General features: G+C 49.9%; 24 protein-coding genes. 15 read left to right on the forward strand and 9 right to left on the reverse strand.

The window, feature by feature from the left end; all coding sequences use genetic code 11:
- The first annotated feature begins 231 nt into the window (after positions 1–231).
- Complete coding sequence (gene cutA / locus FEK30_RS02000; RefSeq protein ID WP_099238666.1) at positions 232–555, forward strand: divalent-cation tolerance protein CutA; 324 nt, start codon at positions 232–234, stop codon at positions 553–555.
- 227 nt (positions 556–782) lie between these two features.
- Positions 783–1,661 carry a phosphatidate cytidylyltransferase gene (locus tag FEK30_RS02005; RefSeq protein ID WP_030007643.1) on the forward strand — a complete coding sequence of 293 codons (879 nt, stop codon included), beginning with the start codon at positions 783–785 and terminating at the stop codon, positions 1,659–1,661.
- Between the two features lie 131 nt (positions 1,662–1,792).
- On the opposite strand, the gene FEK30_RS02010 is transcribed toward FEK30_RS02005, so the two are convergent.
- Positions 1,793–2,155: a DUF1815 family protein gene (locus FEK30_RS02010; RefSeq protein ID WP_012308076.1), complete on the reverse strand. Its 363-nt coding sequence runs from the start codon at positions 2,153–2,155 to the stop codon at positions 1,793–1,795.
- A 153-nt stretch (positions 2,156–2,308) separates the two neighbouring features.
- Here FEK30_RS02010 and FEK30_RS02015 point away from each other — a divergent pair, with 153 nt between their 5' ends.
- The 7 genes from FEK30_RS02015 to FEK30_RS02045 all read left to right on the forward strand — a co-directional run bounded on the left by FEK30_RS02015 (position 2,309) and on the right by FEK30_RS02045 (position 6,101).
- Positions 2,309–2,776: an ABA4-like family protein gene (locus FEK30_RS02015; RefSeq protein WP_030007642.1), complete on the forward strand. Its 468-nt coding sequence runs from the start codon at positions 2,309–2,311 to the stop codon at positions 2,774–2,776.
- A 12-nt stretch (positions 2,777–2,788) separates the two neighbouring features.
- Positions 2,789–3,133, forward strand: coding sequence for a hypothetical protein (locus FEK30_RS02020; RefSeq protein WP_138071478.1), 345 nt, complete (start codon positions 2,789–2,791; stop codon positions 3,131–3,133).
- 70 nt (positions 3,134–3,203) lie between these two features.
- Positions 3,204–4,598, forward strand: coding sequence for an alpha/beta hydrolase family protein (locus FEK30_RS02025; protein ID WP_255447919.1), 1,395 nt, complete (start codon positions 3,204–3,206; stop codon positions 4,596–4,598).
- A gap of 154 nt (positions 4,599–4,752) precedes the next feature.
- Positions 4,753–4,983 carry a hypothetical protein gene (locus FEK30_RS02030; RefSeq protein ID WP_138071480.1) on the forward strand — a complete coding sequence of 77 codons (231 nt, stop codon included), beginning with the start codon at positions 4,753–4,755 and terminating at the stop codon, positions 4,981–4,983.
- Positions 4,980–5,408, forward strand: a complete 429-nt coding sequence (locus FEK30_RS02035) for a type II toxin-antitoxin system VapC family toxin (RefSeq protein ID WP_138071482.1) — start codon at positions 4,980–4,982, stop codon at positions 5,406–5,408. The genes FEK30_RS02030 and FEK30_RS02035 overlap by 4 nt, the downstream gene beginning before the upstream one ends.
- Positions 5,409–5,520: 112 nt before the next feature.
- Complete coding sequence (locus FEK30_RS02040) at positions 5,521–5,718, forward strand: hypothetical protein (RefSeq protein WP_030007637.1); 198 nt, start codon at positions 5,521–5,523, stop codon at positions 5,716–5,718.
- Positions 5,718–6,101 carry a type II toxin-antitoxin system death-on-curing family toxin gene (locus FEK30_RS02045; RefSeq protein ID WP_168191106.1) on the forward strand — a complete coding sequence of 128 codons (384 nt, stop codon included), beginning with the start codon at positions 5,718–5,720 and terminating at the stop codon, positions 6,099–6,101. Before FEK30_RS02040 ends, FEK30_RS02045 begins: the two co-directional genes overlap by 1 nt.
- A 77-nt stretch (positions 6,102–6,178) precedes the next feature.
- On the opposite strand, the gene argH is transcribed toward FEK30_RS02045, so the two are convergent.
- Positions 6,179–7,570 (reverse strand): argininosuccinate lyase, encoded by a 1,392-nt coding sequence (gene argH, locus FEK30_RS02050; RefSeq protein ID WP_138071486.1) that lies wholly within the window; start codon positions 7,568–7,570, stop codon positions 6,179–6,181.
- Positions 7,571–7,825: 255 nt separating this feature from the next.
- Between argH and carB the strand changes: the two genes are divergently transcribed.
- Complete coding sequence (gene carB, locus FEK30_RS02055) at positions 7,826–11,074, forward strand: carbamoyl-phosphate synthase large subunit (RefSeq protein WP_030007634.1); 3,249 nt, start codon at positions 7,826–7,828, stop codon at positions 11,072–11,074.
- Between the two features lie 187 nt (positions 11,075–11,261).
- Entirely contained in the window at positions 11,262–12,446 is a 1,185-nt protein-coding gene (gene alr, locus FEK30_RS02060; RefSeq protein WP_181445670.1) for an alanine racemase, read from the forward strand.
- 22 nt (positions 12,447–12,468) lie between these two features.
- On the opposite strand, the gene FEK30_RS02065 is transcribed toward alr, so the two are convergent.
- Positions 12,469–14,172, reverse strand: coding sequence for a transglutaminase domain-containing protein (locus FEK30_RS02065; protein ID WP_181445671.1), 1,704 nt, complete (start codon positions 14,170–14,172; stop codon positions 12,469–12,471).
- 87 nt (positions 14,173–14,259) lie between these two features.
- Here FEK30_RS02065 and yqeK point away from each other — a divergent pair, with 87 nt between their 5' ends.
- Complete coding sequence (gene yqeK / locus FEK30_RS02070) at positions 14,260–14,859, forward strand: bis(5'-nucleosyl)-tetraphosphatase (symmetrical) YqeK (RefSeq protein WP_138071488.1); 600 nt, start codon at positions 14,260–14,262, stop codon at positions 14,857–14,859.
- Between the two features lie 27 nt (positions 14,860–14,886).
- Here the strand turns inward: yqeK and FEK30_RS02075 are convergent, their stop codons facing one another.
- Together FEK30_RS02075 and FEK30_RS02080 are read right to left on the reverse strand one after the other, a co-directional pair.
- The gene (locus FEK30_RS02075) at positions 14,887–15,405 is read right to left on the reverse strand and encodes a phosphate-starvation-inducible PsiE family protein (RefSeq protein WP_045442251.1); all 519 of its coding nucleotides are present in this window, start codon (positions 15,403–15,405) and stop codon (positions 14,887–14,889) included.
- A gap of 212 nt (positions 15,406–15,617) precedes the next feature.
- Complete coding sequence (locus FEK30_RS02080) at positions 15,618–15,947, reverse strand: Mo-dependent nitrogenase C-terminal domain-containing protein (protein WP_030007630.1); 330 nt, start codon at positions 15,945–15,947, stop codon at positions 15,618–15,620.
- A gap of 205 nt (positions 15,948–16,152) precedes the next feature.
- On the opposite strand from FEK30_RS02080, the gene FEK30_RS02085 reads away from it, so the two are divergent.
- Together FEK30_RS02085 and FEK30_RS02090 are read left to right on the forward strand one after the other, a co-directional pair.
- Positions 16,153–17,445 carry a M16 family metallopeptidase gene (locus tag FEK30_RS02085; protein WP_181445672.1) on the forward strand — a complete coding sequence of 431 codons (1,293 nt, stop codon included), beginning with the start codon at positions 16,153–16,155 and terminating at the stop codon, positions 17,443–17,445.
- Positions 17,446–17,988, forward strand: a complete 543-nt coding sequence (locus FEK30_RS02090; RefSeq protein WP_138071490.1) for a pyridoxamine 5'-phosphate oxidase family protein — start codon at positions 17,446–17,448, stop codon at positions 17,986–17,988.
- Here the strand turns inward: FEK30_RS02090 and FEK30_RS02095 are convergent.
- On the reverse strand, positions 17,973–18,398 hold the full coding sequence (locus FEK30_RS02095; protein ID WP_030007627.1) for a secondary thiamine-phosphate synthase enzyme YjbQ: 426 nt from the start codon (positions 18,396–18,398) through the stop codon (positions 17,973–17,975). The two genes, FEK30_RS02090 and FEK30_RS02095, sit on opposite strands and share 16 nt — an antisense overlap.
- A 65-nt stretch (positions 18,399–18,463) precedes the next feature.
- Here FEK30_RS02095 and FEK30_RS02100 point away from each other — a divergent pair, with 65 nt between their 5' ends.
- Positions 18,464–18,976, forward strand: a complete 513-nt coding sequence (locus tag FEK30_RS02100) for a gamma carbonic anhydrase family protein (protein ID WP_138071492.1) — start codon at positions 18,464–18,466, stop codon at positions 18,974–18,976.
- On the opposite strand, the gene FEK30_RS02105 is transcribed toward FEK30_RS02100, so the two are convergent.
- From FEK30_RS02105 to FEK30_RS02115, 3 genes are read right to left on the reverse strand one after another with little or no spacing between them, the layout of a single operon-like run.
- On the reverse strand, positions 18,940–19,362 hold the full coding sequence (locus FEK30_RS02105) for a Fur family transcriptional regulator (RefSeq protein WP_012308094.1): 423 nt from the start codon (positions 19,360–19,362) through the stop codon (positions 18,940–18,942). The two genes, FEK30_RS02100 and FEK30_RS02105, sit on opposite strands and share 37 nt — an antisense overlap.
- Positions 19,362–20,189, reverse strand: a complete 828-nt coding sequence (locus FEK30_RS02110; protein WP_065711301.1) for a metal ABC transporter permease — start codon at positions 20,187–20,189, stop codon at positions 19,362–19,364. Before FEK30_RS02110 ends, FEK30_RS02105 begins: the two co-directional genes overlap by 1 nt.
- Positions 20,182–20,985 carry a metal ABC transporter ATP-binding protein gene (locus FEK30_RS02115; protein ID WP_138071494.1) on the reverse strand — a complete coding sequence of 268 codons (804 nt, stop codon included), beginning with the start codon at positions 20,983–20,985 and terminating at the stop codon, positions 20,182–20,184. Before FEK30_RS02115 ends, FEK30_RS02110 begins: the two co-directional genes overlap by 8 nt.
- Positions 20,986–20,990 lie beyond the last annotated feature (5 nt).

Raw genomic sequence — 20,990 nt, forward strand, 5'->3', positions numbered from 1 at the left:
AGGAATAGCGAGTCTTATATTCTGGCGATAGGCGGACTCCCCGGTTCCCGGGGACAAAAATCACGGTTACAAAAAATACTTTGTATGTGTTTAGCTTGGTTTTCGCTATCCGTTGCCGTGTCAACGATATGATTATAGAGCATTAATTACGCCCCAAGGGGCGGGATTTCAACCCTTTGTCGTTAAATCCGCTTAGACTTGAATTTTAGCATTCGTTGATTCATCAAGTCGATGCAATATCTCATGGCCGTTACCACCGTCAGCAGTCGCCAGGAAGCCCAGGCGATCGCCAAACAAATTATGGATCTCCGTCTCGCGGCTTGTATCCACATTAGTGAAGTTGAAAGCTTTTATTATTGGGAAGGCCAACTACAGCAGGAACCAGAATTTCGACTCCTGTTTAAGACCACTGCGGCCCAATATGCTGCTTTAGAAACCGCGATCAAAGCCCACCACCCCTATGAACTGCCCGCCATTTACGTGATCGCCCTTGATCAAGTAGAAACCGCCTATGGCCATTGGATCGATGCCAATGTCACCTCCGAGCATGCCTAACCAAATCACTTCTAGGCCATGGTCTTTAGCCGCGACCAAAGGAGTTGTGTTAGCATTTTTTGGGTACTGTACTTCGTCACAGGAAACACTAGGGACGCGCCCACCGGGTGAATTCATCGCGTCTGTACCGTGAATCTTGTTAACGTTTGATAAAATTTTCTTTAACAACCCTGGGGAACCCGCTTTAATTCTTTTATTGAAGCCCCCAGCCGTGAGCTTGCAGTTTTATGTCTTTGTCGCGAATCATTAGTGGTGTAGTGGCGATCGCCCTGGCCTTGACCCTCATTGTCTTGGGGGGATGGTACTTTACCTTGGGGATGGGCATCCTCGTCTTTCTCGGCCAACAGGAATACTTCCGGATGGTTCGGGCAAAGGGATTAGCACCAGCGGTAAAAACCACCCTAGTCGTGTCTCAATTGTTGCTTGTGATTGCGACCTTGAGTCCGAGCCTTGCTGACGCCCTTTTTCCCCTCGCCGGGACGTTTATCTGCTTTTATCTTCTATTCCAGCCCAAAATGGCAACCATTGCCGATCTCTCCACCTCAATTTTGGGACTCTTTTACGGCGGTTATATGCCCAGCTACTGGGTACGACTGAGGATGGGCAGCCTCGCAGAAACGGAAGCAGTCAGTAATTTACCCTTCTATGGCTATCTTCCAGCTTCCTGGGGAGAGTGGTTTAATTTGCCCCAGGCCCTCAAGTTGACCTTTGTCGTGATGGTTTGTATTTGGGCCGCCGACATTGGGGCTTACTTCATGGGTAAATGGCTAGGGAAAACGAAACTCTCGGCTATTAGCCCTAAAAAGACCGTCGAAGGGGCTGTATTTGGAGCCTTGGGGACTATCTTCGTGGCGATCGCCGGTGCTTGGTATTTGGATTGGTCATGGTGGCCCATTACAGGCGCACTCCTGGGGCTGCTCATTAGCGTCACCACCCTGCTCGGAGATTTAACCGAATCCATCATGAAACGGGATGCGGGCTTTAAGGATTCTGGACAGTTGATTCCGGGCCACGGCGGCATCCTCGACCGCACCGATAGCTATGTCTTTACTGCGCCAGTTGTTTATCTGTTTGTGACCATTTTTCTGCCGATTTTTGGCTCCTAAACAGCAACCCTTAAAAATATGAGTCGCCAAGCAAAAGAGATCTCCACCCATTCGGGAGATCCATGGCAGTCAGTCCGAAAATTGAGGAGAAATTAAAAAATCGTTTCTAGACGAAGCAATTGAACCAGGGCCTAGAGGGTGACCAAAGAGTCAGATTCAGGACGCTGGTAAGAAAATTCTTTGGGCAGTTCCCGCTCGTACTTGATCATGTTGGCGAGCTCCTGGAGTTGGCTGATCGCTTCTGCGCCTTCTAGCTTCATCAGCTCCCGCTCATCACGCATTTCTGTCCAGGTGATGCCATAATCGGAAACGAGAAAACGAATGAGATGATTTTCGCCTAGACTCACCATAAAGGAAGCGCTATTGAGTTCGGTGCCGCAGGTATAGCAGGACGCGAGGTAACCACGGTTCTCAAGGGCGATCGCCAGGGCCTGTAGACTCATGACGAGGTCTTTTACGAAATCACGATGTTGTTGAGCCAGTCGAATAAACACCTTATTGTCTCCATAGTGACACACCTATTCTAAACCTTATTAATACTTTTTTAAGATTTAAATTTACCGTGTAAAGTCAGCAAGATTGATACGCTACGGTTATCATACCCAAATGGGCCGCAAACCCTGTCTATACCGTTACTTATCAGTAATATGACGTTAGAAAACTTAGACATTGTATTTAATCTTACAAACTTATTTGTATTGCCCTTTTGGGGATTAATGATCATTGCCCCCCAATGGCAAGGCACCCAAAAACTCATGGATTCCCTGGTGCCCTTTGGGATTCTGGCCGTTGTATATGTCGGTTTGTTCGCCCTTTCCCTCGATCCAGACCAAGCCGCAATCTGGTCAAATCCCACCTTGAGTGATTTAGCGGCTTTATTTTCGTTACCGCCGGTGATGGCCACTGGCTGGACGCATTTTCTCGTGATGGATTTGTTTGTCGGGCGCTGGATTTATCAACAGGGGTTAGAAAAAGGCATTTTCACCCGCCATTCCCTCGCCCTATGTCTTTTTGCGGGGCCGGCTGGGTTGTTGTCTCATATTGTGACGGCTGGGATCACTGGTATTTGGCGAAACCAAAGTAAGGTCGCGGCGACCGATGCCCCAGAATCTTAAAAATAAATAGCGATGAAGAAACTACACCTCGCCCTTTCTACCGACAAAATTGCAGCAACCGTTGCGGACTATACAGCCCGTTTAGGGACAGCGCCTTGCTTATTTATTCCGGGGGAATATGCCCTCTGGAGAACCAGCAGTTTAAACCTCTCAGTGCGCCAAGATTCTACCTGCCCTCCAGGTTCCCTGAGACATTTGGGTTGGGAAGATCCTACGGCAACGGAATTTACCCAAGAAGTGGATGTGAATGGCATTATCTGGGAGGGATTTAATGCCCAGCACCAGGCCGATGAGATTAATAAAATTTGGCCAGCGGCTGATTATAAACTCAACCACAAAACTGAGGAAAAGCGTTAAAAGTATGACTAGCGCCAAAACACTATATAAATCTGCGTTTACACCATCTCATTAGGGGGATCTACAGGCTATGTCACTGGCGGCTTCTGAATCTTGGATGTGCGAGCATGTGCCGGAGGGGAAATGTTATGTGTACCAGGGCGGCAGCCATGCAGACGGGACATTTATTCGCGTGTATGTCCCAGAGTCCGCCTCAAATCCTGGCACAAAGCTGAATGCCATTCTTTATCTCCATGGGTTTGCCCTCTGTATGCCTTCTTTTTATGAGGCCCATCTGCTTGAGTTGGTAAAGCAGGGGTACATTGTCTTTTTTCCTGACTTTCAACGGAGTTTTTATCCAAATATAGCACCCCAAACGCCAACGCCACCCCGACAATCTCAGCCCCATATTCAGCAATGGCTAGCGGCTGCGACGCAAACTCAAAAGTCAGCCCAGAAGACCTTAGCAACAGAAGATATTCACCCTCTATTTTCAGAAATTTACGAACAGAATGATACGGGTTTAAGCCGTGGCCTATCTGCCTTTACGACGGGAGACTTGCGCCGCGTGGCCTGGGCCTTGGTCGTGATTATTTTGCTGTTGACTGTGTGTAGCTGGTTTCGGCGGGAGTATGGGAAAAATTTGATTCATCTTTTGTCTACGGTGGGTTTGAGCCTAGTGCATTCACCAACGGAATGGCTGAGTAATGCGATCGCCCTCCCAGAAGATGCTTGGGAATATTTAACGACCCAAGAACGCTATGCCCACTGGAATCAGGAAAGCTTAGAGACCTTTGCCTTTGGTCATTCTCTGGGGGGATTAATTGCCTTAAGTCTCCCCTCTGTGCTGAAAAATTCGCCTAGCAATCGCTTTTTCCCGAAGCAAATCGTCACAGCCGATCCCGCCGTTAGCACGGAAATGGGCATCCCCAAAATTGCGATTTGGATTTTGAAGTTGTTCCGGTCTCCTTTCACGGCAGCCCCGATTTTGATTCAGGATACGGGACAAGATCTAAAGCAGCCCGTGGCCATCTTACATGGTGGTTCTGATACCTTGGTGCCGCCCAGCCAATGGGTCGATCCGATGCGGGGGCAAGCTGTTTCTAACTATGAGGCGATCGCCAGTGAAAATAAGGCGATTTATTTTTCCTATTCCAACCCAGAAAACGATCCGCCCCTGGTCGCCTTTCATAATCAAGCCGTAACTTCGACCCAATATTATGACGATGCTTTATTTAAGGATTTTGGCGGCGTTAAAGATGGCCCCAATGCTTACAATACTGATTATGTTTGGCCTGGGGTCACAAAGATTTTCCAGAATATTGCCACGCCGGAAAATCTACTTTCACATCTCAATACACCAAAATTTCAAGTAGAACCCATTCCCCCGGTGAAGCCTGCTTCAAATTGGACGAAATTTGCGTGGATTGCTGGGATTATTCTAGTTCTTGGCGTTGGCTTTTGGCTTTGGAAAACAGTTGGATAAGTTTTTAGAGATTCAGCAAATCAAGGCAGTAATCATCTGTTGAGGGGCGATCGCCAGATCAAAATCTCCGACAAAGCACCGAGCATCACCTTGGTCATTCAGAATAGGATCACTCATACTGAATGGGAAATCCCGTTGAACCTGGGAGTAATCTATGTTGTCACAAGAACTAAAAGCGCAAATCTTCAAGTTGCCACCTAGCGATCGCCTCGCGCTAATCGCCGCTATCGTTGAGTCCTTACAAAATACGACCGCTGTTCAAGCAGACCGCTCTAGGGCAATTCGGCGAATGAAAGGATTGTTAAAAACGGAACAACCCGCGCCAACAGATGACGAAGTGGCAGTGATGCTGGAAGAGAGACGGGCGGAGAAGTATCTTCAGTGAAAGTCTTAGTTGATACCAATATTATTTTAGATTTTTTACTGCAACGAGAGCCATTTTTCCAGGATGCAGAACTGCTGTTTCAGGCAATTGATGTAGGTGAGATTGTTGGCTATGTCACAGCAACAACACTAACAGACATTTTTTATATCTCACGCAGACATACTCGTAATGTTGAGCAAGCGCGGCAAGCAGTCTCAGAAATACTGACTGCCATGATGATTTGTCCAGTTGATCGAGACGTTCTGGAATCAGCTTTTAATTCTGGCTTGGCTGATTTTGAAGACGCTGTTCAAATCTTTAGCGCCGTCAACCAAGGATTAGAAGCAATTGTGACCCGTGACTCTCAAGGTTTTTTGAATTCACCCATACCCGTTTTATCCATTCAAGAGTTGTTGCAGCAAGTCAGGCAGCAAAATGGTGGCTAGGTTAGTCGGGGCGATCGCCACCATCCATCACTAAGGGAATACTCTCTCGATATCCTTAAATGTTTGGAGTCGATGCTAGACTTAGCACAAAAATATTAGGAGGGCGATTGCCGTGGCTTCTATTACCCTTGACCTTTCAGATACCCAATTCCAAAAGCTGCAAGATTTAGCAACCATGCATGGGATTGAGATTGAAGTTTTACTGAAGGCAAGCCTAGAGGATTGGCTTAATTCTCAAAAAACGGGGTTTGTTGATGCAGCCGATTATGTTCTCACAAAAAATACTGAGTTGTATCAGCGGTTAGCATAGTGCGTTTTCTGACGTTAATCGAGGTACTGGCATTACACCACAGAGTCATTGAGCAATCCGGTGGGGCATTTGGCATTCGAGATTTAGGCTTGTTGGAGTCGGCGATCGCCCAACCTCGTATGACGTTTAGTGGAGAAGATCTATACCCAAGTTTGTTTGAAAAAGCCACAGCACTAGGATTTTCGATCATCATGAATCATCCATTCGTCGATGGAAACAAACGCACAGGTCATGCTGTGATGGAAACTTTTCTTGTCCTGAATGGTATGGAAATTAACGCCTCTGTGGATGAACAAGAATATGTGGTGTTGGCGATCGCATCGGGTGAGCTAGGACGAGAAGCATTAGTAGAATGGTTGAGAGAAAACACTATAGCTCGCTAACAAGTCATTAGTGCAATAACGATCGCCACTATCCATTACAAAGAAAGTATCCTCTCGATACCCTCTCCAGCGAAATGCTAGGGATTGGTCAGAAGATTTTGGGCTTCAGCGATCGCCAATTTCACCTGTTCAAACCCTGTACCCCCATAACTATTCCGGGCGGCAACCACCTGTTTGGGGGCGATCGCCTGATAAATATCTTCTTCAAAGGCAGGATGCAGCGCTTTCCATTCGTCCATCGTCAAATCCTTGAGCAATTTGTCAGCGGCAAGACTGGTTTTCACTACTTTGCCCACGAGGTTATAGGCTTCCCGGAACGGCACCCCTTTACTCGCTAAATAATCAGCCACATCGGTCGCGTTAGAAAAGTCTTCGTTTACTGCTTCCTCAAGGCGTTGGGTGCGGAATTCAATCCCTTCACCGAGCAAAATGGTCATCGCTTCGAGGCAACCCTGCACCGTTTTTACCGTATCGAAAAGGCCTTCTTTATCGTCTTGCAAATCCTTGTTATAGGCGAGGGGTAAACCTTTCATCAGCACGAGTAACCCTTGGAGATGTCCAAACACGCGACCCGTTTTGCCGCGCACCAATTCCGGAATATCCGGGTTTTTCTTTTGGGGCATAATGCTCGACCCCGTCGCGCAACTGTCTCTTAGGGTAATAAAACTAAATTCCTTCGAGGCCCAAAAAATCATTTCCTCCGACAAGCGGCTCAGATGCACCATGATCAAGCTGGCGGCGGCGGAAAACTCAATCGCAAAATCGCGATCGCTGACCCCATCGAGACTGTTTTGATAGAGGCGTTCAAAGCCGAGTAAATTCGCGCTGAAATGGCGATCAATGGGAAAAGTTGTCCCCGCCAAAGCGCCACAGCCAAGGGGAGAAGTATTGGTGCGCTTGTAGACATCTTCAAGCCGTTCATAATCCCGTTGGGCCATCTGGAAATAGGCCATCAAGTGATGCGCCAAACTAATCGGTTGCGCCCGTTGTAGATGAGTATAACCGGGGATTAAAGTTTCTATATGGTTTTCCGCGTGATTCAATAAAACCTGTTGAAAGTCTCGCAATTGCTGTTGAATGCCGCGAATTTTGTCCCGCAGATAGAGACGAATATCCGTGCCTACCTGATCATTGCGCGATCGCCCGGTGTGGAGTTTTTTGCCCACATCGCCAACAATTGCCGTCAATCTTTTCTCGACAGCAAAATGCACATCTTCATCTTCGACGCCGGGGTGAAAGTTGCCCTCGCGATATTCCTGGCGGACTTGTTCTAAACCTTGGACGAGGGTTGCCCCTTCTTCGGCGGAAATAATCCCCGTGTGGGCGAGCATCTGGGCATGGGCCACTGAACCCGTAATGTCATATTCGATCAGTTCAATATCAAAGCCGATACTGGCATTAAACACGGCGATCGCCGGATGTAGCGATGTATCAAAGCGATCGCTCCAGGTTTTTTTAGCTTCTGTCATAACGGCACTAGCCCTCGCAGGAAATCACAATCAATTCTCTCGGTAAATCTTACGGCATCAAGCCATTCCCCTAAACGCCGATCTTCCCCAAAGCGGTGAGGAACTGACGATATTTTCCCCAAGGCGATCGCCACAAAACCACGGATGTCAGCTAAATCTAACTTGGCTTGCCGTTCCGCCCCAGATCGCGTTAAGAATCGGCATCAGAGCAGATAGAATGATTGAGACAATTTCGAAAGTGAACGTAGTAGCCCTATGCCTCGCCGCGACGATATCAAAAAAATTCTAATCCTTGGTTCTGGCCCCATTGTGATTGGACAAGCCTGTGAGTTTGACTACTCCGGCACCCAATCCTGTAAGGCGTTGCGGGAGGAAGGCTATGAAGTGGTCTTGGTCAACTCCAACCCAGCCACGATTATGACGGATCCAGAAACCGCCGACCGCACCTACGTTGAGCCAATCACCCCCGAAATTGTCGCTAAAGTCATCGAAAAAGAACGGCCCGATGCCCTGCTCCCCACCATGGGCGGCCAAACGGCCTTAAACACAGCGGTTTCCCTGGCGAAGAACGGCACCCTCGAAAAATTCAACGTCGAGCTGATCGGTGCGAAATTAGAAGCGATTGAGATGGCCGAGGATCGCAACCTCTTTAAAGAAGCCATGGCCCGGATCGGTGTCCCCGTTTGTCCTTCCGGCATTGCCAGCACAATGGAAGAAGCACGGGAAGTCGCTATCGAAATCGGTAGTTACCCCCTCATTATTCGGCCAGCCTTCACCATGGGCGGTAGTGGCGGCGGCATCGCCTATAACCAAGAAGAATACGAAAAAATCTGCAAGTCCGGTTTAGAAGCCTCCCCTGTATCCCAGATTCTCGTGGAAAAATCCCTCCTCGGTTGGAAAGAATACGAACTGGAGGTGATGCGGGATCTCGCCGATAACGTCGTGATTATTTGCTCCATTGAAAATATTGACCCGATGGGGGTACATACGGGCGATTCGATTACCGTGGCCCCGGCCCAAACTTTGACCGATAAGGAATATCAGCGGTTGCGAGACTACTCCCTCAAAATTATTCGTGAAATTGGTGTCGAAACGGGTGGCTCGAACATTCAGTTTTCGGTGAACCCCCTCAACGGCGAAGTGATTGTCATCGAGATGAACCCCCGCGTGTCCCGTTCTTCTGCCCTAGCCTCGAAAGCAACGGGCTTCCCGATCGCCAAATTTGCAGCGAAGTTGGCGGTAGGCTACACCCTCGACGAAATCCCCAACGACATTACAAAGCAAACTCCCGCATCCTTTGAGCCGACCATTGACTATGTGGTCACGAAAATTCCGCGCTTTGCCTTTGAAAAATTCCCCGGTTCAGAACCGATTCTCACCACCCAAATGAAATCCGTGGGCGAAGCGATGGCGATCGGGCGCACTTTCCAGGAGTCTTTCCAAAAGGCGTTACGCTCCCTTGAAACGGGACGGTATGGTTTTGGCTGCGATCGCCAGGAAACATTACCCAGCCTAAGCCACATTTCGACGAGCTTACGGACACCGAATCCCGACCGGATTTTCACCATTTATCAGGCGTTGAAACTAGGGATGACCGTCGAAGAAATTCATGATTTGACGGCGATTGATATCTGGTTCCTCGACAAAATGGCAGAATTGCTGGTCACGGAACGCTTTATGAAACAAACGCCCCTGACGGAAATTTCGGCGGCGGATATGCGGGTGATTAAGCAACAAGGGTTCAGCGATCGCCAAATTGCCTACGCCACCAAAACCAACGAAGATGCGGTGCGCGCCTACCGGAAGTCTATCGGTGTCTTGCCCGTGTATAAACTCGTGGACACCTGTGCGGCAGAATTTGAAGCCTTTACGCCCTACTACTACTCCACCTACGACGGTACGGAGTCTGAGGTAGTCCCCTCCGACAAACCCAAAGCGATGATCCTCGGCGGTGGCCCGAACCGCATTGGCCAGGGGATCGAATTTGACTATTGCTGTTGCCATGCGGCGTTCTCCCTCAGTGATGCGGGCTACGAAACGATCATGGTCAACTCCAACCCCGAAACCGTTTCCACCGACTACGACACCAGCGATCGCCTGTATTTTGAACCCCTCACCAAAGAGGACGTTTTAAACATTATCGAAGCCGAAAACCCCGCAGGCGTGATCATCCAATTCGGCGGCCAAACCCCGTTAAAATTAGCCGTCCCCCTCGACAATTACCTTAACGCAGGCGACTGTCCCGTCGATACCAAAATCTGGGGAACCCAGCCCGATGCGATCGACACCGCCGAAGACCGGGAGCGCTTTGAAAAAATCCTCCACGACCTTGAAATTCTCCAACCCGCCAACGGCATTGCCCGCGACTACAAAGAAGCCCAAAAGATTGCCAATCGCGTCGGTTATCCGGTAGTCGTGCGTCCCTCCTACGTGCTTGGTGGACGGGCAATGGAGATTGTCTATTCCGATGAAGAACTCGACCACTACATGAAATACGCCGTCCAGGTCGAACCCGATCACCCGATCCTTGTCGATAAATTCCTCGAAAACGCCATCGAAGTCGATGTGGATGCCCTCTGTGACCACACCGGAAAAGTCGTCATCGGCGGCATCATGGAACACATCGAAGAAGCGGGTATTCACTCCGGGGATTCCGCCTGTTCCATCCCCCACACTTCCCTACCCGATGAAGTCATCAATACGATCCGCGAGTGGACGGTGAAATTGGCCCAAACCCTAAAAGTGGTCGGCTTGATGAATATTCAGTACGCCGTCAAGGATAACCAAGTCTACATCCTCGAAGCGAATCCCCGCGCCTCCCGTACCGTTCCCTACGTCTCCAAAGCCACTGGACGGCCCCTAGCGAAAATTGCTTCCTTGGTGATGTCCGGTAAAACCCTTGATGAATTAGGCATTGACGGTGAAATTACCCCGAAACATGTTGCTGTCAAAGAAGCCGTCTTACCCTTTAACAAATTTGAAGGAACCGACACTCTCCTCGGCCCCGAAATGCGCTCGACCGGGGAAGTGATGGGCATCGATGTTGATTTCGGTAAGGCTTTTGCTAAAGCGGAGATTGGGGCTGGGGTTGAACTGGCGACAGAAGGAACGGTCTTTGTCTCGATGAATGACCGTAATAAAGAAGCCGCCGTGCCTGTGGTTAAGGATCTCATGGAATTGGGATTCCGGATTGTGGCCACTTCCGGCACCCGCCAAGTGCTCCTAGAGAACGGTATTGAAGATGTGGAATTGGTATTAAAGCTCCATGAAGGGCGGCCCCACGTGGTGGATTGGATGAAAAATGGCTGGATTCAGTTCATCATTAACACCCCCTCTGGGGAAGAATCCCAAGCGGACGGGCGGATGATTCGTCGCACAGCCCTCGATTACAAACTGCCGATTATCACGACTTTGGCAGGAGCTAGAGCAACGGTGGCAGCAATTCGGTCTCTCCAAGAGCATCCCCTCGATGTGAAACCGCTCCAGGAATACATCAACGCTTAATTTTTCCAGTTCTGAATTGCGATCGCCTCTCGTTCATTCAAGGGGCGATTTTTTGTCCTTCTGTTTGGAGGAATCAGCCTGTTTCCATGGAGCGTAATTGCTGCTTTTGTGGCCCCAAAATACGAGCCTAGACTCTACACTCGATAAAATAAGCAAAAAATTCTTATCAAAATTGGAGCGATCGCCTGTGTTAGATGGAGAACAGCTATCCCATATCGTGTCCCAAGCGTGCCGTCATTATCAGTTTTCTAAAGCGATTCGCCAACGGGCCTGGGTAGAAATTGACCATCAAGCGCTGGCGGCTAATATCCGTGCCCTCAAGGACATTCTCGCGCCCCAAACGGCATTGATGGCGGTGGTAAAAGCCGATGCCTACGGCCATGGTGCGGTCAAGGTCGCTGAAACGGTACTCAAGGCGGGGGCCAGTTGGTTGGCGATCGCCACCTTAGGAGAAGGGGTCGAACTGCGCGAAGCTGGGATTACCGCGCCGATCCTCGTTTTGGGGGCCACCAATACCACCGAAGAAATTGAGGCGATCGCCCATTGGGATTTGCAACCCACCCTCTGTAACCTGTCCCAGGTGACTATTTTTAATGAAGCCCTCGCCCGATTAGGGAAAATACTTCCTGTACACCTCAAAATCGACACCGGAATGTCCCGTCTCGGCACCCGCTGGGAGGAAGCGCTACCCTTCGTTGCGGCAGTTCACCAAGCTCCGCACCTCAACATTGCCAGCATCTACTCTCACTTTGCCACCGCTGACGACCCAGACCCCATGACGATGGATCAGCAACACCAACGCTTCCAAACGGCGATCGCCAAGCTCGAACAACAGGGAATACCGATCCCAAAACGACATATCAGTAATTCCGCTGCCACCCTCCACAGCCGCGATCTCCACTACGATCTAGTGCGCTTGGGCCTTTCTATTTACGGTGTCTATCCAGCGCCCCACCTCAGCCCCAAAGTCCGCCTCAAACCCGTGCTCCAGGTCAAAGCCCGCATTACTCAACTTAAAACCTTGCCCCCCGATACCGGTGTCAGCTACGGTCACCGTTTTATTACCGCCACAGACACAAAAACGGCCGTGGTGGGTATTGGTTACGCCGATGGTGTGCCCCGTCGCCTCTCCAATAACTTAAAAGTCTTGGTTAATGGTGCCTTTGCCCCCCAAATTGGGGCGATTACGATGGATCAACTAATGCTTGACGTTAGTCATCTTCCGGACGTCCAAGTCGGTGATGTGGTGACGCTCATTGGTACTGATCATGACCAGCAGTTAACCGTTGACCAATGGGCAAATCAATTGGGCACGATTTCTTGGGAAATTCTCTGTGGTTTTAAGCATCGCCTACCCCGGATTAACCTCTAAAATCAGATGATGTTCTTCAGTATTAAGGTTGTAATTCCTCAAGGATCGTAAACCGCACATGGTTCAGGGCCAGATCCCCTAGGGAAACTTGCTCTTTTGGGACAATTTCCCCCTGGCGGTACAACTTTTCAAAGGGGACGCCCTTCGCCATTTCTGCGTGGTACCAAGCGAGTCCCATAAAAAAGCGCGCTGGGTATGGCCCTCCCTCGCACAGATCATCGGGGTTCGATTCCATGGGCAGCCAACCATAACCCGGTAGATAAAATTCCATCCAGACATGGTTGTAATCGGGTTGGAGAGGGAGATTTCTCAGGTGGGCGTGGGCTGGACATTTGTAGCGGCCCACCGTCCGGCTGGCAATGCCATTGAGCCGAGCCAAAGCCAAGAGGACACCTAAATATTCACCACAGGAGCCGACCCCCCGCCGGAGGGCAATATCTGGGGTGTCGATGTGGGGCTTAATGCCGTAGGAGAGATGGTCATAGACATAGTTGCGGATGTTGTACATTTGGCGGAGCAGATTGGTTTCGCTCCCCACGGCATCGGTTGCGGCCCGCTGGATAATCTCTGTTTCCATGGCCAAATTTTCGTTATCCACCAAATATTTTGCTTGGAGTGCTTCTGGAATCGGCGCGAGGTTTTCGCAGTCCGGCGGCGTAAATTGATATTTAATGCCCCACACTTGGAGGATGGCCCGCCAGCCAAAGATATGACGATGTCGGTCATTGAGTTGGTCGAATTTAAAGACGGCGATCTTTTGGCCTTCTTTTTCTTCAATGGTGAAGGGGAGACCGACGGGTTCGATGCTGACTACTTGCTGGCGATCGGTCTCGGCAGGGAGAGCAATTTTCCATTCGAGATCCTGCAATTCAACGGGATCGAGGGGCGATAATTCTTCGACGTAGCTCATCTCCAGGAGAAAGCCATTGGAGAGGGCATATTTTGCCTCTGGATCGTAGCGGAAATAGAGGGGATGCAGAAAGGTAACGTCGCGGTATTGGAGCTCGTAGTTGGGGTCGGCGTTGGGATTATCGCGAATGTAGGGTTCCTGGGAGGCATAGGCGACATAGAGAATGTCTGGGCCTCCTTCCGGATTCGGGTAGAATGTCAGACCCGTGGGGGATTCAAAGGGGGTCAGTAGACTGAATTTTACTTCGCCAGTGGCCCGTTCCAGGCAATAAACGGTTTGTTCGAGGCTATCGGAAACCCAGAGATCTTCGCCGCGAATTACAAGATTTTCAACGCCAATGCCGGGGGCATAAAGGCTAGTGATGGAGCGGCCATTGGTGGCATCGTAGATAAAAATTTCACCCCGTTTTTGGCAGGAAATATAAAGGCTATTGCCAGAAATTGCGACGCCATTAACGGTATCGGGAAAGCGGGTAAACAGTTCGGGGTTCCATTGGCCGTCGGTCATGGCGCATTTGTAGAGGCGATCGCCGCTGGTAAACCAAAGAATCTCGTCTTGGATCGCGAGGCCCGTCGCCCCAATAAAAGCCGACCAAGTGCGGGAGTTGATAATTTGTGTTGCATCGGTTTGGGGATCGATCCGCATCAGATAGCCATTAATATTTTCAATGGCCCAAAAATAGCCGTCGTGGAATGCCACACCGTGGAGGGCATAGGTTGAAATGGGGCGAATGGTGCGGTGGTTTGTCGGGGTGGCAGTACTCAAAATCCCAATTTCCGGTCGTAGGTTGTATTCTTCACTAGGATTATCACCCATGAAACTCCTTTCGTTATCGTTTTAGTAAGGGAGATTTAGGGGGTTTTGTACAAAGATCTTGATGTTTCGTCGGAGGAGTGGGGCTGCATGACACTAGATCGAGGACAGGTGATCAGTTGGTTGCAAGACAATGTTTCGCGCGATCGCCTCGAGCATATCCTTGGAGTCGAACAAATGGCCCAAGCCTTGGCCCAACGCCACGGAACAGACCCAGACCAAGCGGCCCAGGCGGGATTATTACATGATCTCGCTAAGTTTTTTCCGCCACCCAAATTGCTGCAAATCGCCCGACAGCACGGTTTAGAAATTGATTCGATTTGTGCCCATGTGCCCCACCTCCTCCATGCAGATGTGAGTGCAATTGTGGCGCGGACGGAGTTTGGGATTCAGGATGCGCAGATCCTACAGGCGATCGCCAACCACACCCTCGGCCACCCTGGCATGGATCAATTAAGTTGCATTATTTTCGTGGCTGATGCCCTAGAACCCAATCGAGGCGATAGTAAAAAACTGCAAAAACTGCGGCAATTGAGCGAAAAAAATCTTTATCGAGCGGTGGCGGGGGTTTGTGACTATATATTGAAACACCTCATTAAACAGCACAAAATCATCCATCCCCGGATGATCTTGACCCGCAATTGGGCTCTGCAAACCAAAGGCGATCGCACCGAGTCATCTATTACTTAAACCCGGTGCTGCCGATAAAATATTTCTCTAGGAAATCAGCGTGTGATTCTCTTTTTCTTGGGGATGACGCCGAGAACGGTGCCGCTGTGAGACGACTTGCTCCGGATCAATCCCGTCAAAGGTGGGCGGCAACCAAACCCGAATCACCAACAGCGCCCCTAAAACCAACAGAAAAATACAAGCGACCAAAACCTGTGTCCAAGGCGTTTCTAAAACACCGCGCACAATAATTTCCCGGAGCACAGAAACAATCGACACTTCCACCGCCACACCGATAGAAACCCGGTGTTCTTGCAGGTAGATAATCAGCAAGCGAAACAACTCTACCAAAATCAGTAAAAAGAGAATATCAGAAGTAACCGTCTGAAATTGCAGAGGCGGCAACAACGAAAGCACCATCTCCCGCAGTTGCAACACCATAAAGCTAAACAGCCCAACACACAGACCAATCACAATCAAATCTTGAACCGTTTCTAACAACCGCACAACATATTGGCTATTGAGCCAGCGGTACCAAGGGAGGGAAAAAGTTTGAGGCGTTTTCATTGGCATTAAATTAATTAAAAACTACGTTGCTGGATGAACCCGCGTCGCTTGGGCCGTGCAGCGAAATAAGGTGGAATACGCTCTGATTGGTTTCAGTTTGACCATTGATTTTTCTCGTCTTCACTATTCAGAAATCCTGGGGCAGTTCATCATCCTAAGGAGCAAACCCAGAGTTGGACTTTCAAGATTGGCAATTTGGCCAACCTAAAGCGTTAGCAATAGCGACAAACTTCGCTCGGACATTTTTCGGCGAGGTAACAAAGGGCTCTAAATCGTAGGTCGATGACTTCTTCGTAAAGGGGATTGAGCTTACACAGTGGCGGAATTTTGAAGTGAATCAGACCAGCGAAGGAAATTTCTTGGGCAAAGGGGCACTGGGCGGGCACCAGTTGACAAATCAATCGGGCCCGATCTGGATCACAAATTTCTAGGCCATTGAGCCATTGACGGAGGGGTTGGAGCAGATCGAAAGATGTCGTGGGCAAAAACCGCAGTTGCTGATTGGGATTTTTGAGAGAGGGTCGGCGGGAAAAAATAATCATGGCAAGTATTTTTTGGGAAGTAGGCGCAAAACCTTGTTCTTCTACAGTCTAGTAATAAGCCCAAAGAATATAAACCCTAAAATCATATAAATCTTGTTTATGTTTAATAATGTCTGCTTAACTAAAGCCTGTATCGGGGCGTCGCAAAAAAAAGTTGTTGTTTAGCTAAGTTCATGTTCCTTTAAGCCCCAGAAAAGAAGCGGTTATGATGGGGGTAAGTTTAGCCTCGGTTATCCCCTTGCCCTACTCTCTCCAACCCGATCCGGTGCAATTGTTTACGCTCCCCAATGGCCTCCAGGTGGTGCATCAGTATTTGCCGGGGACGCCTGTGGTGGTCACCGATGTGTGGGTTAAAGCGGGGGCGATCGCCGAACCGACAGAATGGGAAGGAATGGCCCATTTTTTAGAGCACATGATCTTTAAGGGATCGCACCAAGTCTGTCCCGGTGAGTTTGATCAAATTGTCGAAACCTGTGGTGGGCTGAGTAATGCCGCCACCAGTTACGATTACGCCCATTTCTACCTCAGCACTACAGGCGATCGCCTACCAGAAACCCTGCCCTATCTGAGCGATATTTTACGCAATGCCACCATTCCCGACGCCGAATTTATCCGGGAACGCCAGGTGGTACTCGAAGAAATTAGCATCAGCCAAGATGATCCCGACTGGCTCGCCTTCCAAGCCCTGAGTCGTCTTTTGTACGAAAATCACCCCTATGGCCGCTCGATTTTGGGCAATGCCGAACAACTGTGTGGCTATACCCCCAACCAAATGCGCTGTTTTCACCGGACCCATTATCAACCCCAAAACTTGATCATCAGCATGGTTGGTAATATTCAAGTCGCCCAGGCCTTGGATCTCATTCAAAGCAACTTTAGCGATTTTCAGGTGCCCTCTGAATGTCCCCCCTTTGAGGTGGAGGCAGAACCCCCTCTGATCGAGATTCGTCGCAATGAAATTCAAGTGCCCAATGTGGAAATGGCGCGCTTAATCTTCGGTTGGCTGGGGACGGGGGTCGAACAATTTAATGACGCAGTTGGTCTAGATTTGCTGTCGGTGATCCTGGCCGGGACAACTTCCGCTTGGCTGGTGCAAGAGCTGCGGGAAAAACGCCAGTGGGTTCTGGATATTAACAGTGGTTTCTCTTTGCAACGGGATTCTAGTTTATTTACGATTCAGGCCTGGCTCGATCCAGAACATTTAGACGATGTGGAACAGGTGATTGGCGATCGCCTCGCTGATCTGCAGACCCAATGTGTGACGGAAGCTGAACTACGCCGGGCGAAACGCATGTTGTGTAATGAGCATATTTTTTCGACGGAAAGCGCCAGTCAGTTGGCCGGGCTCTACGGCTATTACCAAACCCTCGGTAACCTTGATTATGCCCACCACTATCCCCAGATGGTCGAAACCTTTACGATTGAATCACTCCAGCGTTTAGTGCGACAATATCTTTCTCCGGAACATTACGGTATCGTCACTTTAACCGGCACCTAAATGGCACAACTCGCAACGGCAGAAAACGGCTGGGTGGATACGACCAAAGCCACCGACCCAGAGGCGATCGCCCTCGTCAAAGAGTTACTCGAAACACAAATTTATTGCAACCTCAGCACCTGTTCGCCGACTGGCTTGCCCTGGAGTAGCCCGTTACTTTTCGTTTGGGATCAGAGCTTAAACCTCTATTGGTCATCGGCGATCGCCGCCCAACATTCCCAAAATCTTTACCAAAACCAAGGCCGGGCGATGGTCACAGTTTATGATCCTCGTCGCATTAAAGCCGCCTTTTTTGCAGGAACAGCCACAGAATTAACCGCATTAGAACCCCTGCGACAAGTTTTAAGCGGATTCGACCAGCGAGCCAAACGACCCACACCCCGACAAGCCGCAGATTACCTCAGTGCTTCCCCCCGGCGGATGTACCAATTCACCGTGCAGCAAGCCTGGGTCAGTGGCGATCGCCTGTTATCCCAAGGGCAACTGATTGACACCAAAATTCAGTTAGATCTCGACGGCCTCAAGGATTATTTTTCCCCGTAGATATGCACCACCACTTCCCTGGTATGGCGATAACTGCGGTGTTCCCAGAGATAAATGCCCTGCCAAGTTCCCAAAACCAAGCGACCATTGGCAATGGGAATTTGTTCAGAGGTTTTGGTTAGCACTGAACGAATATGGGCAGGCATATCATCGGGGCCTTCGGCGCTGTGAATATAGGAGCGGCCATCTTCTGGTACCAATTTCGCCATGAAATTTTCTAAATCTAACAGCACATCCGGGTCCGCATTCTCTTGAATGATTAACGAAGCCGAAGTATGACGCACAAACACAACACATAATCCTGCTCTAATGCCCGATTCGGCCACATAAGACTCGATTTTGGCCGTAATTTTGTGGAGAGATTTTCCTTGGGTTTGGATTTGTAAGGCGCGTTGATGTTGGTGCAGCATAGGGGGCAGTAAAAAAATGCGGGCTAACTCATTTTAGAATAGGGAAAAATGAGCCAACAGCCACCATGTCCACCTGGTCTAATATTTCCCTTGCCACCCCTGATCTGAGCCAAGCGGCCTTTGTGGCTTCTAATGCCACCGTGATCGGCAATGTCAGCCTCGCCGAGGGATCAAGCATTTGGTACGGGGCGGTGGTGCGGGGTGACCTAGAGGCGATTCAGATTGGTCGTTTTAGCAATATCCAGGATGGGGCGGTACTCCATGGTGATCCGGGTAAACAGACGGTACTCGAAGATTACGTCACCATCGGCCATAAAGCGGTCATCCACAGTGCCCACATTGAGAAAGGCTGTTTAATCGGTATTGGGGCGATTGTTCTAGATGGGGTACGGGTCGGCGCTGGCAGTATTATCGGCGCGGGTTGTGTCGTCACAAAAGATGTCCCAGGGCGATCGCTAATGGTGGGCATTCCTGCCAAACGCCTCAAGGATGTGGGGGAGACCCAAGCGGCAGAATTAATTGACCATGCTGAAGCCTATTATCAGTTGGCGTTAAAACATTCAGCATTATCGGCCTGAGTCTGGCAGTCGGCGCAGAGGCCAAAGAATTCGAGGGTGTGGTAATAGACCTTGAACTTCTGGGTTTGGCACCAGTCGGTAATTTTTTGACTAATGGGACAACTATCGAGGGGATAAGATTGGCCGCAGTTGACGCAGTTTAAATGATGGTGGTGGTGTTCGGTCATGCCAATTTTGCTATAGAACGATTCTCCCTCTGGGGTGACCCGCTCTTGGATTTTGCCCTCGACTTTCAGTAATTTCAGGGCGCGATAAACGGTGGCTAGACCGATTTTTAGGCCCGTTTGCTGCATCTCGAAATGGAGATTTTGGGCGCTGGTTTCGGTTTCTTTGGCTTGGATGAGCTGGAGAATGGTGCGTTGGTTTTTGGTGAGTTTCTTGGACATTAGGCTTCTGGTTGGGTAGATTGGCGATCGCCGTAGGCTTTGAGTCCGAGGCTCAGGAGATAGGCAATCCCTGAAACTAGGATAATCGTTGCCCCCGAAGTCAGATTAAAGCGATACGAGAGCCAGAGGCCCGTCGTCGTAAAGCTAATCCCTAAAAGACTGGCCAAACCCATCATCGTCGTGATTTTTTTCTGCCATTGGCTGGCGATCGCCGCCGGAATCGTTAAGAGGGCAATCACCATGATCAAACCAACGATTTGCATCACCATCACCACCGTCAGGGCAATTAAACCCACAAGGACGAGATACAGACTCCGCACGGGCAAATTGCGGGTCGTGGCAAACACCGGGTCGAAGGAAATGGCGAGGAGTTCTTTGTAAAGTAAGGCAATCAGGGCAATAATCACACAGTCAACGCCAAACATTAGCCACAGATCCGACCGGGGCACCGCCAGGATACTGCCAAATAAATAACTCTCTAAACCCGCTTTATAACCCTCGGTAAAGTCGATCAAAATAATGCCGATCGCCATGCCAATCGCCCACATTACGCCGATCAGGGTATCACCCCGTTGTTTGGTTTGTTGTTCAACCCAGCCCATCCCCAGGGCAGAAATCAGGCCAAAGGCGATCGCTCCCCAGATGGGATTAAATTGGAAAAAATAGCCCAGACCAATACCCCCATAGGCAGCGTGGGCAATGCCTCCACTAATAAAAACAATGCGGTTGACGACGACAAAAGTCCCAATAATACCACAGGCGATGCTGACGAGGATTCCCGCCATGAGGGCATTTTGCATAAAGTCGAACTGGAGGGCGTCAAGCATGGTCGCAGGATGAAGAATGGTGGTGGGTTGGCGAAGAAGAACCATCACCATGATCCGGAAAAACCCGGTGGGGAATGCCGTGGGCGATCAGATCCACGGGGCATTGGTAAGTTTCCTCGATCATGGTGGGGGTGATCAGGCGATCATGATGATAATGCAAGCGGCGATTCAGACAACCCACGGTTTTGACATAGGTAGAAATCGCGCCAAGGTCGTGGGAGATCATCATAATCGTCATGGATTGATTAAGCTCTTTGAGCAGTTCGTAAATACTATTCTGCACCTGGGAATCAACGTTAGCGGTGGGTTCATCGAGGAGCAGAATTTTCGGTTCTGAAGCCAAGGCCCGCGCAATATAAACCCGTTGCCTTTCCCCCCCAGACAACTCCCCAATGGGGCGATCGCCTTTATCAGCCATACCCACTTGGACGAGGGAACGCTGGACAATTTCCCGGTCCTTGCGGTTGTAACGGTGGAATAATTTCCGTTTCCCCAAACGCCCCATGTTTACCACATCCCGGACTTGGATCGGGAAATCCCGGTCAAGTTCTAGGATCTGGGGCACGTAGCCGATGTAGCGGCGGCCCTGGGTGACGGGACGCTCTAAAATTTTGATCGTCCCCCGTTGGGGTTGCACCAAACCAAGCAGCACTTTCAGCAGGGTGGTTTTCCCGCCACCATTGGGGCCAATCAGACCAATAAAATCCAAGGCCTGTACCTGGAGGTTAATGTCTTCGAGGACAGGGGTCTTCGGATAGCCCGCCCAGACCCGTTCGAGGGAAATGACCGTTTCCATGGGGG

The organism is Picosynechococcus sp. PCC 11901 (genome assembly GCF_005577135.1).
Lineage (GTDB): Bacteria > Cyanobacteriota > Cyanobacteriia > Cyanobacteriales > MRBY01 > MRBY01.